This window comes from Wocania arenilitoris (assembly GCF_021728535.1).
Lineage (GTDB): Bacteria > Bacteroidota > Bacteroidia > Flavobacteriales > Flavobacteriaceae > Wocania_A > Wocania_A arenilitoris.
In genome coordinates, this window is record NZ_JAKKDU010000007.1 from 18,564 (window position 1) to 34,378 (window position 15,815).

A 15,815-nucleotide genomic window follows, 5' to 3' on the forward strand; every position below is an offset into this window, starting at 1 on the left:
AATCTACTTTAAATGTTTTACAATTTTTGAACTTAATGGCTTTGTAGTGGAAAGGAAATAATCTACCAGATTACCATTAGGATCAACTAAATATTTTTGAAAATTCCATTTTACCGAAGAATCTTTTACACCATTATTTATTTTTTGAGATAACCAAGTGTATAATGGATGTTGGTGTTTCCCTTTTACATTAATTTTTTCTGTAATTTGAAACGTAACACCATAATTTACTTCACAAAAGGACTCTATATCGTCTGCATTACCAGGTTCTTGTCCGCCAAATTGATTACAAGGCACACCAATAACTTGCAACTTATCTTCATATTTTTCATGAAGCTTTTGTAATTCTTTATATTGTGGCGTAAAACCACATTTAGAAGCTACATTTACAAAGAGGATGAATTTACCTTTGTAATCAGTTAAATCAATAGGTTTGCCATTTAAGGCATTTATTTTAATATTATAAATAGAGCTTATTTCCATTTTTTTATTTGATGATTTTGAGCTAAATGTTGCTAGGAATGCTTTAAGAAGATTCATGGACTAAATTTTAAAACTTACAATACCGCAATCCAATTCAAATACTTGCCCCGAAACAGAAGACGATTTCTCAGATAATAAGAATTCAGCCATATCTGCGACTTCTTCTGGTGACAAGAATTTTTTAAGCGGATGACGCTCAGTTATATTTTCAATCATTTTATCATTACGCAGTAACTTAGAGGCCAATGCTGTATCAGTTACAGTAGGCGCAATAGCGTTTATGCGTAGAGTAGGAGCCAATTCTGCACCTAAAGATTTCACTAAACCTTCAATGCCCGATTTTGCAACAGCAATACTTGCATGGTATGGCATACCTAATTTAGCTGCTACTGTGCTAAATAATACAATAACGGGATTGCTTCCATTTTTTAAAATTGGAAGATATTTTTGAATTGCTTTTACAGCACCAATAACATTGATTTCAAAATCATTTTTAAAATCATCGATACTTAAACGCCCAATAGGTTTTAAGTTAATACTGCCCGCACAATAAACAAGTCCGTCTGCATTTTCAATATTTGGTAATTCGTCTTGTGTTACATCGCATTGATGGTGAGTTAGGTTGTTGTGCGATGTTTCTGGAGTACTTCTGCTAATGTTTATAACATTACAGGTTGCTAATAGTTTTTCAACTAAAGCTTTTCCAATGCCCTTACTTCCACCAACAATTATTATCGTTTTCATGGGTTTCAGGGCATTTAGTTTTTATGGCCTGCCCTTTAGCCGCTTTTCAATTTTCTGTTTTATTACTGTTAAACGCTTCATTAAATCCATAATCTCTGGATCTTTTTCTACTTTGTAGATGTCGTTTAAACCTAATATTAAACTTTTTACTTCTCTAGACGATTCGATACGCTCACTTGTTGTTTTAAAAGTGTGTCTGCGTTTTTCGAACTCTAAAGCTTTGTCAATAATCTCCATAATACTAATCTTACTATAATTTTTGTGTAAAGTGCACTACTATATGCACATTTTCGCAATATAATAAAATATAGAAGATTACCTATTTTTATATGGATTTATTAAATAAAATTTAATATTTCAACAGGTTAACCTGTTATTTTTGAAAGTTATACTATTATAAAAGGCGACCTTTTAATCGTTTTTCTACTTTTCTTTTTATAGCAGTTAAACGCTTCATGATATCCATAATGTTATCGTCCTTTTTCTGCTTATAGATTTGATTTAAATCTAGTATTAAGGCTTTAGCTTCTCTTGATATTTTTACACGATCGCTAGTTGAAAGGGATCTCATTTTTCTTTGTTCAAATTCTAATGCTCTGTTTATTAATTCCATTATATTAACTGTTTAAGTAATTTTGTAGTTCTGTAATTTTTTCTGAAGTATTAAATCTTCCGCCATAAAAAGCGGTAACCGTCGAAGAGGTATCATCCTTTATGCCTCTAGAAGATACACATAGATGTTTAGCATCAATGATTACTGCAACATCTTCGGTATCTAAAATTGATTTTAATTCGTTTGCTATTTGGTTTGTTAAGCGTTCCTGAACTTGTGGGCGTTTAGCATAATATTGTACAATTCTATTAAGTTTTGATAAACCAATAACTTTTCCTGAGGAAATGTAAGCTACATGTGCTTTACCAATTATTGGCACAAAATGGTGCTCGCAATTAGAATAGAACGTAATATTCTTTTCAACCAACATTTGGTTGTATTGATACTTATTATCAAACAAGGCTACTTTTGGTTTATTAGCAGGGTTTAATCCTGAAAATATTTCATCTATGTACATTTTAGCAAGACGTTTAGGAGTGCCTCGTAGCGAATCATCAGTTAAATCTAAGCCCAGAACATCCATTATTTCTTCAAATAAAATGGCAATACGTTCTTTTTTTTCTTCGTCAGACAACTTAAAAGCATCAGGTTTCATTGGTGTTTCTAGACCTGTAAAGAGATGGTCGTCTCCAATATCATCTAAAGAAAATCCGTTTAACTTGTGTCCGTTTGTTCTTAATTTTTCTAATTGCATAGTGTCTTTTTTATGTGCTGTCTTGATGTGTTACCACCAATCAAAGCACGTTAACGTTTTGATATATTATTGTTTGTTATCTGTTTCTGTCTGCTGCACTTAAAGCGTCCCTTTTCAAATACTCTTAGCTTTTCATGTTTTGTTGCACGACCTTGAACACGTTTTCTCCACATTTTGAAACTACTTGGTTTTATATGTTTTCGCATTAATGTTATAACATCTTGTTCTTTCAATCCAAATTGAAATTTTATAGACTCAAAAGTGGTTCGGTCTTCCCAAGCCATTTCAATAACTCGATCGGTATCTTCAATGGATAGTATCATGCATTCTGAAAGTTATATTGTTCGTCGTATTTAATTTTTTCATCCAACATCTTATCAAAAAAATGTTTATTTTCTTTAAAGGTTATATTATTTTTAAAATGAATATATTTCCCTTGAGCATGAATACTTGCCCCATTTGTTTTGTAAATTACTAACTGGTAATAAGGAATTATCCATGTAAAATTTTGCAAGCCTTTATTGATAAAAATTAAAATACCATTAGTTCTTAATTCTATATTAGCATAATTGATGTCTGATACAACATTCATAAAAGATTGTAAATTTGGACTTACTTCTTCAATTATCATGCGTTTAGAACCTACTCCTTTCATTTGGAATGATTCTAATAAAGTGAATGATCTGCCAACTAAATCTCTTATGATCTGTTTGTGTCCTTTAATTTTGTGAGTTGTATTAAGTATCATATTTTTAACTTACAACTCAAATATACAAAATGTTTAATAATTATATAAAAAAGTTAAACAAAAAATAAGATAGTAGTATTGATAAAACTTATAGTAGTGTACAATTATTAGTCTAATAGTTTATAATTTTATTACAAAAAATTTAGAGTAATTTGAGGTTTTCACCATTCAATTATTAATAGTTAGGAGTAGTTATATGCGAGGTGTGTTTTCTTTAATAATTATATTTTTTTGAGAATTAACTTTAACAAGTTTATTAATCATTCCTGAAAAAATAAATGAATGAAAGGGTAGAACGCTGTACCAATAGAGTCTACCCCATAGTCCACGAGGTCTAAAAGTTGCTGTTTGTTTTAATTTGTTTTCTTCAATTTTAAATTCTAACCAAGCTTCTCCTGGTAGTCGCATTTCTGCATAAAGCAGTAATTTTTGTTGTGATTTGTCAGCAAAAATAACGCGCCAAAAATCTAAGGCATCTCCTGCATTTAAATCAGTTGGACTAGTACGTCCGCGTCTTAAACCTATACCTCCAAAAAGTTTATCAATGTAGCCCCTAATACGCCACAAAATAGTACCGTAATACCAGCCATTAGTGCCGCCAATACTCCAAATTTTCTCAATAGTTTCATCAATGTCAATAACATAACGCTCTTTGTAATCTTTAAAACAACCAAACTTTGGTACATTTACATATTTGTGTAAACTATTTCTAAGTCTACCACTGCTTACCATTGAGTCTTTCCAACTTGACACAATGCTATTTTGCTCTATCTTTTTAAAAGCTAAAGAAACTGATTCTTTGTATGTTATTGGATTAACTTTTAATAATTGATTGATTTCACTTTCTTTTCCTATGATTTGAACGCCCATACTATCTACTAAAGTCGATGCTAGTTTGTATGAAGTTGAAGTAACAAAATACAGCCAATATGATGATAATTTGGGTGTCATTACTGGAACAGTAAAAATGCGACGTTTTAAACCGCGTACTTCTGCAAATTGTAAGAGCATCTGTTTGTAAGTAATAATTTCTGGACCAAATACATCATACGATTTATTATAAACAGTTTCATTTCCAGCTGCTTTATTTAAAAATGCCAAAACATCTCGAACTGCTAGTGGTTGTGTTTTTGTGTTTAGCCATTTTGGTGCTATCATAAATGGTAGCTTTTCTACCAAATCTCTTATAATTTCAAATGAAGAACTTCCAGAACCTACTATAATTCCTGCTTTAAAAACGGTTAATGCATAATTATTTGAAGCTAAATGGTTTTCTACATTTTTTCTTGATTGTAAATGCTTTGATAGTTTATCTTCATTTGTAATACCGCTTAAGTAAATAACTTGTTCTGTTTGAGTAGTTTCAATGTAACTTTTGAAATTGATAGCGCAACGTTCTTCTAGAGATTCAAAATCTTTTGAAGAGTTAGACATTGAATGAATTAAATAATACGCAATGTCTATTTTTTTTGGTATGTTTTTAAGCGTTTCTGGTTTTAAAAAATCTGCTTCAATTACATAAAAATTATCCTCTTCAGAATAACTTTTATCAGCCCTAGCTTTATCACGTACAACACAAATAATAGTATGCCCTTCATTTAATAAAACAGAAATTAACCGTTTACCAATATAACCTGTTGCTCCTGTTACAAGAATTGTCATACTTTATACTTTTGTGAGTCGAGCGTAGCCGAGACCTTAATTTATCTATTCTGTAAATCTCTCGACTGCAATCGAGGGATATGATATTTTATGTTACTAATTCCTTTGGTCTTTGATACCCATATCGGGTTTTTGATTCTGGAATGGTGTATCCATCCAATCCATTTATTGCAGCTATCTCCGCTTTAGTTAAATTGATGAAACCATCGTCTTCAATAAGATTATTGTTAACATATAAGCCAACAACTTTACCAATAACCAATATAGTGTTATTTGCCTTAATATTATATTCTTCAACAAATTTCATCGCCAATTGAATTGGCGCATTTTTTACAAAAGGGGCTAAAAATTTATTCTTGTATTCTGCATTTAAATTGGTAGCGTCAAACTCTGATATATTGCTTTGGTATTTAGCAGAAGTATGATGCGCATCACTTATGATATCTTTATGAATGTGATTTATAGTAAAAAAAGCTGTTGATTTTATATTATCATATGTATTTCTAATTACTGTTGTTGGTCTTGAAAAGAAACCTAACATTGCAGGACTTTAACCTATGTGAGTTATTGAACTAAAAATGGCAACATTTTCGACATGATTTTCTGAAATAGAACCTATTAGATTGGCTGACTTATAGCCTGAACAACTATTAATTAAATTAATTTTATAAATATGATTTAAATCTTGAATATCACTTTCGCTAAAGTATCTCATTTTAAGACAATATTAAATAATTGTTGATTTTAATATCTTTAGCTTTCAGATCGAACATTAAATTATAAAGCCCAAAAAAAGTTCTGTTAATATAAATAAAATGCTTTGATCCACGGTTACCATTCATCTTTTTTAAATCGGTACTTTTAGAATAAAGTTCTCCTAATGTAGCAATTTTATCGAAGAATTCCGCATCAGAAAAATCAAAACTTTCTTGTTGAAATGGTTCTATAAATAAACTCAACATTTCATAAAACATATTGGTGAAAAAAGCTAATTCTTCTTCTGAATCATCTTCTCGCAATATTTCTAACTCATAGAGTTTTGTAACGAAATAATCTTGATTGTTGATGTGTTCTGGTTTTGCTAATTCGAAATAAGGTGTATAAAATTCCATAGGAATGGTTTTCATACACCCAAAATCTAACGCTATTAATTCTCCTTTTTCAGAAACTAGAAAATTCCCAGGATGTGGATCTGCATGTACTTTTTTTAAATTATGAATTTGATACATGTAAAAATCCCAAAGGGCTTGTCCTAATTTATGTGCTTTTAGTTGGTCTGTATTTTGTGTAGCAAATTCCGAAAGGTGTTTACCAACCATATAATCCATGGTGATAATACGTTCAGAAGATAGTTCTTTGTAATACTTAGGAAACATTAAATTAGGAATATGTGAACACGCTTTAGTAATTTCTTTGCTTTGTGCTATTTCCAAAACATAATTGGTTTCCTCGACCAATTTATTTTCTACTTCTTTAAAATATTTATCAGAATCTTTACCTTTAATATTAAACATACTTATAGCAATAGGTTTAACCATGGCTAAATCTGAAGCGATACTCTCCGCAACTCCTGGATATTGGATTTTCACAGCAAGTTTTTTCCCATTCTTGGTTGCCATATGCACCTGACCGATGCTAGCAGCGTTTACAGAAGTTGCGTTGAAAGTATCAAACAAATTGTTAGGATGTTTTCCAAAATATTTTTTAAATGTTTTTATAACTAATGGTGGAGATAAAGGTGGTACAGAAAATTGTGCTAGCGAGAATTTCTCTACGTAAGCTTGTGGTAAAATACTTTTTCCATACTTAGCATTTGTGCTATTTTAAGCGCACTTCCTTTAAGTTGTTTTAAACCATCATATATATCATTAGCATTATTTTTATTTAACCGTTGTTTGGCTTCAACCTCAGAATTAACCATTTTATCGCCATAATATTTTAAATAGTTAACCCCAACTTTTGCACCAGTTGAAACCAATTTGGTAGCACGTTGTATTTTTGAGGTTGGTATTTTATCTATGGTTTTCATAATTTTATATTAATTCATTTGAAATTTTTCCTTGAACAAGAATTTGCCCAAGTCTAATACACTTTTTATTGGTACTATATCTAAAACATCAAAGGTTGTATTAACTGATTTTTCTATAAAAATATCTGTTTTTTCAAATGAAGCCGATGTGTCGTCTAACCAAAATTTTATAGTAATTAACAGCTGTAACCACGCCGATTCTTTTAATGTTTTGTCTTGTATCTTCTCTAGTTTTTCGTGCTTTAAATCTAACATCTGAATTTCTAGGTTTGAGATGAATGTAGTAAAATGTTGTTTTAAACCAGCGAGTGTTTTTAAACCTTTTAAGTCGTTTTTGTACTTGTAGAGCACATGCGATACATAACTTCTATTGGTCGTTAAGTTTTCAAAAAAAGTATAGTAAAAGCTTAGTAGTTTGTTTCTAGAATCAAATATTTTATAATCGACGCTTTTGTTTAAAGTGTTTATTGAATTGGTAAAGAAAGCTTCAAAAATACTTTTTTCAATGACCTCAAAAGATGCAAAATATTTGTAAAAAACAGCTTCTTCAAAATTATTAGCCTTAGAAAATGAGTACACAGACTTAGGGTTTTGGTCATGTTCTAAAACATAATCCATATACAGTGTTAGGATTTTTTCTTCTGAAATTGATTTATTCTTTGCCATAATCTGATATGATTTACAACAAAGATACAAAATGTTTAACTATTTTTAATAAAAGTTAAACAAATTTAATAAATTATTAGCAACAATTGTCATTTTTAACAAGTTTACAACTAGAAACTGCTACAATAGCGCCTAATACAGGAGCAGTAATATAAAGCCATAAGTATTGAAAATTACCAGTAAAAATTGCTGGTGCAATAGATCGAATGGGGTTCATAGATGCCTTGGTTAAGGGTCCTGCAAACATAGCTTCTAAAAGAATAACGCCTCCAACTGCTATTGCTGCCATAGTACCAATTTCTTTACTACCTGTTGATACGTTGATAATAACTACCATTAGGAAGAATGTGAGTAGAAACTCTAAAATAGCGGCCTTATATGCAGGAAAATTTTCTGCAGGTGTGGTTTCGCCTAAAAACTGACTTTCGGGAAATAAAAACCATAAAATAAAAATAGCAAAAAACGCTCCAATGCCTTGTGCTAAAATATATTTAGGCACTTGATTCCAAGCAAACTTTTTAGCGAATGCAAAACCAATAGTTACAGCTGGATTAAAATGCGCTCCAGATATTTCGCCAAAAGCATAAATCATGGCCATGACTATGAGTCCCCAAGTTATAGCAACTCCAACGTGCGATATGCTTCCGTTTGTAATTTCATTAATGGTCATGGCGCCACAACCACAGAATACCATGGAGAACGTGCCTATTGTTTCGGAAATGTATTTTTTCATATTAAACTTTTTTTGCGTTAGGGATTGATGCGGCATCCTTTTTCTTTTTTGCAAAAGATATAGCGTAAAGCCCTACCCTTTTGGGTAACGCACAAATTATTTTGCTGCAAATATATAACTCCTTAATTTAAGCTTTTGTTAACACTTATAGATTTTTTGTTCCGTAATTTTATGCATTAATAATTAATTATTTGATTAACTAATATATATGTAAAAATGAAGAAACTACTATTAATTTTAATGGCATTTACAATGGCTTATTCGGTAAATGCACAGGTTAAGACACCACAACCAAGTCCGTTTTCTAAAATAGAACAAAAGGTTGGTTTAACCGATGTAACTATAGAATATTCTAGACCAGGTGTAAAAGGGAGATCGGTTTTTGGAAACTTAGTGCCTTATGGTAAAATATGGCGTACTGGAGCTAATGCTAGAACTAAAATAACATTTAGTACAGACGCAATTGTTGATGGACAAACTTTAAAAGCAGGTTCTTACTCTGTTTTTACAATTCCTAACGCTGAATCTTGGGAAGTTATTTTTTATAATGATGGAAAGACGAATGGAACACCTAATGAATTAGATGAAAATCATGTTGCTGCTAAAACAACTGTAAGGTCTAACCCTATTACGTTTAGCGTAGAAACCTTTACTTTAGATATTAATAATATTACAAATAAAGGAGCAACACTTGATTTAATTTGGGACAAAACATATATAGCTGTACCATTTGAAGTGCCAACAGATAATGCTGTATTAGCAAGTATTAATAATGTTATGAGTGGTCCAGGTGTGAATGATTATTATGCTTCTGCTCAATATTATTTACAAGAAGGAAAAGATATTAAGAAAGCTAAGGTTTGGATTGATAAAGCTGTAGAAATGACTAAAGATAATCCACGCTATTGGATTTTAAGACAACAAGCTTTAATTCATGCTAAAGCTGGAGATAAAGCTAGTGCTATAGTAGCTGCTAAGGCCTCTATGAAGCTTGCTGAAAAAGCTGGAAATATTGGTTTTGTTAAAATGAACCAAGATTCTTTAAAAGAATGGGGAGCAATTTAATTTAGACTTCTTAGATTTTTAGAAGATTAGATATTTAAAGCGCAACTGATTATGGTTGCGCTTTTTTTTGTACCTAATCTTCATCTTCAAGAAAGAAAATGTCTTCAACGGGTTTTTTAAAAAGCTTTGCAATTTTTAATGATAGGACTGTGGAGGGGACGTATTTGTTTTTTTCCATAGCGTTAATGGTTTGTCTGCTAACACCTATTTTTTTTGCCAAATCTGCCTGAGTTAAATCATGAATTGCGCGTTGCACTTTTATATTATTCTTCATGACTTCTATTTTTTAGTTTTAAAAAATTAAAGCGGATTATAAAGAATAGTAATGGAGTAAACATGTTGTATATCATTATATCAAAAAAATCACCACCATAAATAAATATAATAGTAAATAACAATATAGTATAATTACATATAATTGCCCATACTAAAGAGTCTTTGCGAAGTTTATAAATAAACTCATCTTCAATTTTTTCTTTTGTAAAACCAACTAGAAGACCTCCAACAATAATACAAATTGAAATTATTTCATCTAGTACATTGTTTTTTATAATGCAAAAAAAAGGTTCTTTATTGCCTTTAAAGTTAAACATTTGAAGGACTTTGATTTTAAAAAAATCAAGTTCAAATTCATAAATAGTAATTAATAAACCTGATATAATACCTAATATAAATAGAACCCAGCCTACTATTTTGTATTTGTTTGGTAGTAAATAATTTGTTTTCATCTGTTAGTTTTTAATGTTATTAATTTGGTCAGATGCGATGCCTTTTTTAATTCCTTTATTTTTTAAAATTATTATTAGGCATTTCATAACTGTTCGTTTTAAGTTGATTTATATGATTGATAAAACAAAAGTAAAATAAACTTTACATTTAGACAAATAAGATTGTCATAAAGTAATAAAAACTAATCTTTAAAGTAAAAGGTTTTAGTAATGAAGGTTTATAATCTTCCTAACACCATCCAAAGTTTTAATAAGCTGTTTGCTAAACTGAAATGTCATAATATCACTTTCAGTTTTTTGTGCTCTAAGTAAACTATTAAAATGTTCAATTTCGTAATTGTAGCCAATGGTTTTGTAGTTAAAATCGATAGTTTTTTCTTCACCATTAGCTTCTGTTATAGTAACTGTAGTTGGACAATGAAACTGTGTATTAATTTTAATAGTGGCTTTTTTGCAATAAAAAATGGCTTCAGTTGGCGTGTCTTCTATAAAAGAGCTTTCTAAAAAAGCCTTAATATTTGGGGTGTAATTAAACGTCATCTCACAAGTAGAATCTACACCAGTTTCTGTAATTATTGCATTGGCTTTAATTGTATTTGGATTTCCTAGAGTAGATAATGCCGTAAAAACAGGATAGATTCCTATGTCTAACAAACTACCACCTCCTAACGATTTCTCCCATACTCGAGAGGTTTTACTATGGTTAGATTTAAAACCAAAATCAGCTTCTAATTTTAAAATATTTCCGTAAGTTTTGTTTTCCAGTGTTCTTAAAACAAATCGATAATGTGGTAAAAAGTAAGTCCAAAGTGCTTCCATTAAAAGCACTTTTTTTTCTTTAGCTTTTGCTATCATAGTATCAACCTCTTTAGCATCCATTGCAAAAGGTTTTTCGCATAAAACGGCAATATTATTTTCTAAACATAAAAGCGTATTTTCTTTATGAAAAACATGAGGGGTAGCTATGTATACGGCATCAATGTTAGGGTCTTCTGCTAAATCTTCATAGCATTCATAGGCTTTAGTAGCATTGTATTGTTGTGCAAATTCGTTTGCTTTTGCTGAAGAGCGTGATGCTACCGCATAAAGGTTAGCGTTTTCAATAGTCAATAAATCTTTTGCAAATTTATTGGCAATGTTACCCAAACCAATAATACCCCAATTAATGGTTTTATTAGGCACTGATTCTGTCATTATTTTTTTGTGAAAATTGAATTAATACTGCAATTAAAATAACTAAAATGCAACCAAAAAGATTAAGCCATAAGTAAGGCATCCAATCAAACCACCAGCCAATAATAACTATAATTTGAGTAATCAGTGCAGCTGCGAAAACAGCATTAGCTTTAATAAACTTAAAGAAAAATGCTAAAAGAAAAATACCTAATACATTACCATAAAATATAGAGCCAATAATGTTAACCAATTGTATTAAATTTTCAGCAAGATTAGCAAAACAAGCAATAATTATAGCCATGATTCCCCAGAGTAGAGTAAACATTTTTGTGGCTTTTACCATGTGTTTTTCGTCCTTATCTTCTTTTAAATTCCTTCCATATAAATCGATAGAGGTAATAGTTGCAAGTGCGTTTATCTCTGATGCTGTTGAGGACATAGCAGCCGAAAGTATAACCGCCAATAATAAACCAATTAAACCTTTTGGTAGATATTTGAGAATAAAAGTAATAAACATATAATCCCTATCGTTGGTTTGGGTGTCTTTTGCAGATTCTTTATACCAAGTGTTCAATTCTTCTTTTTTCTTTTTGTAAGCATCACTGTTTTTATTTTTTTTTAAAGCTAATAATTCCGTATTTAGTTTATCATATTTGCTAGCATAAGCGGTGTCAATAGCACGTTTTATTAAATATTTTGATTTTAATCGGTGTGTTTTTTCAATGCTATCTAAAACGAATAAATCTTGTCGTAATTTATCATCATCATTTTTGGAAACCTGAATACTTAAAGCTTTCTTTTCATTAAAAAGATTGTTTTGTTTTTCTTGAAGATTTTGATATTGTTGCGAGTACTCTGAAGCTAAAACTTTTTTAGTTGAAGCATCAATGAAATTAAGTGGAGCTGCATTAAATTGATAAAACACAAATACCATAACGCCAACTAATAAAATAAAGAATTGCATAGGTACTTTTAATAACCCATTAAAAATTAAACCCATTTGCATTTCTTTCATCGATTTTGCAGAAAGGTAGCGTTGTACTTGACTTTGATCGGTTCCAAAATAGGCAAGAGCAAGAAATGTTCCGCCTATTAATCCAGACCAAACGGTGTATCTGTTTTCTAAATCGAATGAAAAATCTAAAACTTCCATTCGCCCGCTTGCACCAGCAATATCTAAAGCTTTAGTAAACGAAACGTTATCTGGAATTAAATTTAAAATAATAACCAATGCAGCAAGCATGCCTGCAAAAATGACAAACATTTGCTGCTTTTGTGTAACTGTTACGGCCTTTGTGCCACCAGAAACGGTATAAATAATAACTAAAACGCCGATTGCAATATTGAGGTAAGTAATATTCCAACCTAAGACTACTGATAAGATTATTGCAGGGGCAAAAATGGTAATTCCCGCTGCTAATCCACGTTGAATTAAAAACAGAATAGCCGTTAAACTTCTTGTTTTTAAATCGAATCTGTTTTCTAAAAATTCGTAGGCTGTATATACTTTTAGGCGATGATATAAAGGAATAAAAACCAAACAAATAATAACCATGGCAATGGGTAAACCAAAGTAAAATTGAACAAACCCCATACCATCTGAAAACGCTTGCCCCGTTGTTGATAAAAAAGTTATGGCACTAGCCTGTGTTGCCATTACCGATAAGCCAATAGTCCACCACTTTGTTGTGTTGCCACCTTTTATGTAGTCTTGTGCGCTTTTTCTACCTCGGGTTTTCCATGTGCCATAGCCAACTATAGTTACTAACGTAACGGTTAAAACAACCCAATCAATCCAATTTAATGTTTGCATATTAAAAAGCTTTCATTATTAAATAAAAAGCAATAATATAAATGGTATTAGCAATTAAAACAATGGAATAAAGTTTTAGCCAAGGTTGTTTTTCGGGTTTGTCTTGGTTCATATTTAGTCGTTTAGTTTAGGTTCTAGAGTTAAATCTTCTTTCCCTATAGAAAGCATATTTGCAAATAATCGATAAGCGCCAGAAACACCAGCTGGGAATTCTCTAAAAAAGCTTAGCCCAGTATATATATAATAGCCTTTACCATATTTTGCCACTAGTAAACTTCCATCTTTTGGTGTTTCTCCTTTATCATTCATTGAAAGAATGGGTGTGAAGTCGTCTCCCCATTTACTAGGAAAATATAAACCGCGTTCTTGAGTCCAACCTTCAAAATCTTTTTTAGTTATTCTATTAGGATAGTTAAGTACAGGATGCTCGGGGCTTAAAAAACGAACTTCGGCATTTTCATTTGTAACCCGATCTCTCGATAATTTTAAATCAAAGGGAGATATATTATCTGTCTTAAGCCCAAAGTTTTTACTATACTGAACAATTACATTGCCACCATTTTCAATAAAATCATACAATTGCTTATGCTTAAATTGCAAATCGTCAAGTACATTATAGGCTCTAATACCAACTACTACGGCATCAAACCTGGTAAGTATTTCAGCATTAATATCTTCTGGTTTTATAGTTAAAACATTATAGCCTATTTGCTTTAAACTTTCAGGAACTACATCGCCAACACCTTGAATGTAGGCAATATTTTCGCCTTTCTTTTTTATATCTAATCGTACTATTTTGCTCTCGCTTGGTAATAAAACGGTTTGAAACGGGATATGATTATAATCAATTTCTATAAGCTCTTTGGTGTATAAATTCTCATTAATGGTAACTATTGGCCCAATAAAACCTTCACTTTCATTTTTAGGAGGAATAACAGTAAAAACAAGCGTTTGTTCTTCGCCTTTGTGTTTAATGTTAACTTTTTGGTTTTTAGGATAAATGCTCCAATCATTTGGGTGACAAACTTCAACAAAGCCTTCAAGATTATCTCGTCCTGCTTTAACAACTACCGTAATATCGCGTTGCTTATTATTATTTAGAATAATGACTTTTTCGGTAATTTTTGCAGAAGCTTCTGGAATTATTTCAAAAGGTTTATACAATTCACCTTTGTCTGGTTTAGAGTATCTGTGAATTACGGGTTTAGTTATAGTTATCGGAATATTGTTAATTAAAAGGTTAAAACTAATATTATAAACTCTTGGTGTTTCAGCTAAGCCTATTAGTTTAGTATCATCAACCTTATACATGCCCAAAGTACCTTTTTCACTTAGCCAATATGGTGTTGTTGTTTTTTCATCTTTATTAATTTTAATAGTTTCTTTAAATATATATTTTACATTGTTTTTTAATGCGATGTTTTTTGAAACATTTAAATCATTTTTGTTGTTTAAACTAACCAAGTTTATCGAAAGATTACTTCGGTTTAAAATTTCAATATTTATATTTATGGTTTCATTTGGTGTTGCCCAATTTGTATCTGCCGAAGCCTCTAAATATAAACCAGAGCACATTTCTATAATAGATTTTAATGCTTTTGATTTTTGAGTTTTCCAATGTTCGTTATCTATATTTTGAAGCAGTTTATAAGCTTCAAGCAATTGCCCAATATGTTGCGAAGGGTTTTTAAAATTGAAGTTGTTTTCAACTTTATATAAAATATCGCCAATAGCTTTTCCGCCTTTTACACGATTCCATGAGGTATCAATGCCTGAAAAAATATTTTCGTTATCGGTTAATGGGTCGCCTTTTAAAAACTCGATATATTCTTGTTGAGAACCTCGTTGCGATAATCGCCCAAAACCTTGACATAAATGCTGGCTACTTGCCAAAGAAGCAATCTCATTATTACTCAATCCTTTTAACGGATAATAAGTGCCAATATCAAAACTAAGCATATTGCTTTTGTCAGTTTTATCAAATTCTTCTCTACTACCATAGCGCCACCAACTTGTATTGTAAAACAAACGTTTTGGTTGCCATATGCTAGCGTCTTTAAGTAATTCGGGATACGAAGACTTCTTGCTAGCAAGATCGAATGCTTCCATACTTAAGAGGGCAGAAGAAGTATGATGCCCATGCGTTCTACCAGCTCTTCTGTGGTCGAACCTGTTAATAATGATATCTGGTTTAAATTTCCGAATTGCTAAAACCACATCGCTTAAAACTTCATTTTTATCCCAGATTTCTAAAGTTTCATCTGGATGTTTTGAGTAACCAAAATCGTTAGCTCTTGTAAAAAATTGTTCGCCACCATCAATACGTCTTGCAGCCAATAATTCTTGCGTTCTAATAACACCTAAAAGTTCTCTTAATTCTGGGCCAATTTCGTTTTGTCCGCCATCGCCTCTGGTTAAAGATAAATACCCTGTTCGTGCTTTTAAGTGGTTAGCCATGTAAGAAATAAGGCGTGTGTTTTCATCGTCTGGATGAGCAGCTACATATAATACTGAACCTAAAAAATTAAGTTTTTGAATGGATTCGTATATCTGAGATGATGAGGGTGTTTTTGGTTTTTGTGCTTGTAAAACAGAACAAAAAAAGAGTGTTATAAATATAGAAAACAGGTTTTTTTGCATAATTATTTTTTTAGCTAAAAA

Annotated in this window: 16 protein-coding genes and 2 pseudogenes; 1 reads left to right on the forward strand and 17 read right to left on the reverse strand. The window is 31.0% G+C overall.

Features of this window, described 5'->3' with window-relative positions:
- Positions 1-3 precede the first annotated feature (3 nt).
- From L3X37_RS06935 to L3X37_RS06990, 12 genes and pseudogenes are all read right to left on the reverse strand, one after another.
- On the reverse strand, positions 4-540 hold the full coding sequence (locus tag L3X37_RS06935) for a glutathione peroxidase (RefSeq protein ID WP_237239446.1): 537 nt from the start codon (positions 538-540) through the stop codon (positions 4-6).
- A gap of 3 nt (positions 541-543) precedes the next feature.
- A complete protein-coding gene (locus L3X37_RS06940; RefSeq protein ID WP_237239447.1) occupies positions 544-1,227 on the reverse strand; it encodes an SDR family NAD(P)-dependent oxidoreductase in 684 nt (227 codons plus the stop codon).
- Positions 1,228-1,248: 21 nt separating this feature from the next.
- Entirely contained in the window at positions 1,249-1,464 is a 216-nt protein-coding gene (locus L3X37_RS06945) for a hypothetical protein (protein WP_237239448.1), read from the reverse strand.
- 157 nt (positions 1,465-1,621) lie between these two features.
- Positions 1,622-1,840 carry a hypothetical protein gene (locus tag L3X37_RS06950; RefSeq protein WP_237239449.1) on the reverse strand — a complete coding sequence of 73 codons (219 nt, stop codon included), beginning with the start codon at positions 1,838-1,840 and terminating at the stop codon, positions 1,622-1,624.
- A gap of 4 nt (positions 1,841-1,844) precedes the next feature.
- Positions 1,845-2,534 (reverse strand): GTP cyclohydrolase I FolE, encoded by a 690-nt coding sequence (folE, locus tag L3X37_RS06955; protein ID WP_237239450.1) that lies wholly within the window; start codon positions 2,532-2,534, stop codon positions 1,845-1,847.
- Between the two features lie 50 nt (positions 2,535-2,584).
- On the reverse strand, positions 2,585-2,857 hold the full coding sequence (locus L3X37_RS06960) for a TIGR03643 family protein (RefSeq protein WP_237239451.1): 273 nt from the start codon (positions 2,855-2,857) through the stop codon (positions 2,585-2,587).
- Positions 2,854-3,282 carry a hypothetical protein gene (locus L3X37_RS06965; RefSeq protein ID WP_237239452.1) on the reverse strand — a complete coding sequence of 143 codons (429 nt, stop codon included), beginning with the start codon at positions 3,280-3,282 and terminating at the stop codon, positions 2,854-2,856. Before L3X37_RS06965 ends, L3X37_RS06960 begins: the two co-directional genes overlap by 4 nt.
- 192 nt (positions 3,283-3,474) lie before the next feature.
- Positions 3,475-4,944 (reverse strand): SDR family oxidoreductase, encoded by a 1,470-nt coding sequence (locus L3X37_RS06970; RefSeq protein WP_237239453.1) that lies wholly within the window; start codon positions 4,942-4,944, stop codon positions 3,475-3,477.
- Positions 4,945-5,032: 88 nt separating this feature from the next.
- Positions 5,033-5,659 (reverse strand): annotated as a pseudogene (locus L3X37_RS06975) (flavin reductase family protein).
- Position 5,660: 1 nt separating this feature from the next.
- A pseudogene (locus L3X37_RS06980) lies at positions 5,661-6,973 on the reverse strand (ABC1 kinase family protein).
- 9 nt (positions 6,974-6,982) lie between these two features.
- Complete coding sequence (locus L3X37_RS06985; protein ID WP_237239454.1) at positions 6,983-7,639, reverse strand: TetR family transcriptional regulator C-terminal domain-containing protein; 657 nt, start codon at positions 7,637-7,639, stop codon at positions 6,983-6,985.
- A 76-nt stretch (positions 7,640-7,715) separates the two neighbouring features.
- Positions 7,716-8,372 (reverse strand): MIP/aquaporin family protein, encoded by a 657-nt coding sequence (locus L3X37_RS06990; RefSeq protein WP_237239455.1) that lies wholly within the window; start codon positions 8,370-8,372, stop codon positions 7,716-7,718.
- A 216-nt stretch (positions 8,373-8,588) separates the two neighbouring features.
- Here L3X37_RS06990 and L3X37_RS06995 point away from each other — a divergent pair, with 216 nt between their 5' ends.
- The gene (locus L3X37_RS06995) at positions 8,589-9,437 is read left to right on the forward strand and encodes a DUF2911 domain-containing protein (protein WP_237239456.1); all 849 of its coding nucleotides are present in this window, start codon (positions 8,589-8,591) and stop codon (positions 9,435-9,437) included.
- 73 nt (positions 9,438-9,510) lie between these two features.
- On the opposite strand, the gene L3X37_RS07000 is transcribed toward L3X37_RS06995, so the two are convergent.
- The 5 genes from L3X37_RS07000 to L3X37_RS07020 form a co-directional block, all read right to left on the reverse strand.
- Positions 9,511-9,711, reverse strand: a complete 201-nt coding sequence (locus L3X37_RS07000) for a helix-turn-helix transcriptional regulator (protein WP_237239457.1) — start codon at positions 9,709-9,711, stop codon at positions 9,511-9,513.
- Complete coding sequence (locus tag L3X37_RS07005; protein ID WP_237239458.1) at positions 9,701-10,165, reverse strand: hypothetical protein; 465 nt, start codon at positions 10,163-10,165, stop codon at positions 9,701-9,703. The genes L3X37_RS07000 and L3X37_RS07005 overlap by 11 nt, the downstream gene beginning before the upstream one ends.
- Before the next feature lie 204 nt (positions 10,166-10,369).
- Positions 10,370-11,359, reverse strand: a complete 990-nt coding sequence (locus L3X37_RS07010; protein WP_237239459.1) for a Gfo/Idh/MocA family protein — start codon at positions 11,357-11,359, stop codon at positions 10,370-10,372.
- Positions 11,340-13,154, reverse strand: a complete 1,815-nt coding sequence (locus L3X37_RS07015) for a sodium:solute symporter family protein (protein WP_237239460.1) — start codon at positions 13,152-13,154, stop codon at positions 11,340-11,342. The genes L3X37_RS07010 and L3X37_RS07015 overlap by 20 nt, the downstream gene beginning before the upstream one ends.
- Before the next feature lie 114 nt (positions 13,155-13,268).
- Complete coding sequence (locus L3X37_RS07020; protein WP_237239461.1) at positions 13,269-15,794, reverse strand: PIG-L family deacetylase; 2,526 nt, start codon at positions 15,792-15,794, stop codon at positions 13,269-13,271.
- Positions 15,795-15,815 lie beyond the last annotated feature (21 nt).

What these genes read in the sequence shown, in the direction of transcription:
- L3X37_RS06935 (WP_237239446.1), bottom strand. Translation starts at nt 540, where the DNA reads ATGAATCTTCTTAAAGCATTCCTAGCAACATTTAGCTCAAAATCATCA.
- L3X37_RS06940 (WP_237239447.1), bottom strand. Translation starts at nt 1,227, where the DNA reads ATGAAAACGATAATAATTGTTGGTGGAAGTAAGGGCATTGGAAAAGCT.
- L3X37_RS06945 (WP_237239448.1), bottom strand. Translation starts at nt 1,464, where the DNA reads ATGGAGATTATTGACAAAGCTTTAGAGTTCGAAAAACGCAGACACACT.
- L3X37_RS06950 (WP_237239449.1), bottom strand. Translation starts at nt 1,840, where the DNA reads ATGGAATTAATAAACAGAGCATTAGAATTTGAACAAAGAAAAATGAGA.
- folE (WP_237239450.1), bottom strand. Translation starts at nt 2,534, where the DNA reads ATGCAATTAGAAAAATTAAGAACAAACGGACACAAGTTAAACGGATTT.
- L3X37_RS06960 (WP_237239451.1), bottom strand. Translation starts at nt 2,857, where the DNA reads ATGATACTATCCATTGAAGATACCGATCGAGTTATTGAAATGGCTTGG.
- L3X37_RS06965 (WP_237239452.1), bottom strand. Translation starts at nt 3,282, where the DNA reads ATGATACTTAATACAACTCACAAAATTAAAGGACACAAACAGATCATA.
- L3X37_RS06970 (WP_237239453.1), bottom strand. Translation starts at nt 4,944, where the DNA reads ATGACAATTCTTGTAACAGGAGCAACAGGTTATATTGGTAAACGGTTA.
- L3X37_RS06985 (WP_237239454.1), bottom strand. Translation starts at nt 7,639, where the DNA reads ATGGCAAAGAATAAATCAATTTCAGAAGAAAAAATCCTAACACTGTAT.
- L3X37_RS06990 (WP_237239455.1), bottom strand. Translation starts at nt 8,372, where the DNA reads ATGAAAAAATACATTTCCGAAACAATAGGCACGTTCTCCATGGTATTC.
- L3X37_RS06995 (WP_237239456.1), top strand. Translation starts at nt 8,589, where the DNA reads ATGAAGAAACTACTATTAATTTTAATGGCATTTACAATGGCTTATTCG.
- L3X37_RS07000 (WP_237239457.1), bottom strand. Translation starts at nt 9,711, where the DNA reads ATGAAGAATAATATAAAAGTGCAACGCGCAATTCATGATTTAACTCAG.
- L3X37_RS07005 (WP_237239458.1), bottom strand. Translation starts at nt 10,165, where the DNA reads ATGAAAACAAATTATTTACTACCAAACAAATACAAAATAGTAGGCTGG.
- L3X37_RS07010 (WP_237239459.1), bottom strand. Translation starts at nt 11,359, where the DNA reads ATGACAGAATCAGTGCCTAATAAAACCATTAATTGGGGTATTATTGGT.
- L3X37_RS07015 (WP_237239460.1), bottom strand. Translation starts at nt 13,154, where the DNA reads ATGCAAACATTAAATTGGATTGATTGGGTTGTTTTAACCGTTACGTTA.
- L3X37_RS07020 (WP_237239461.1), bottom strand. Translation starts at nt 15,794, where the DNA reads ATGCAAAAAAACCTGTTTTCTATATTTATAACACTCTTTTTTTGTTCT.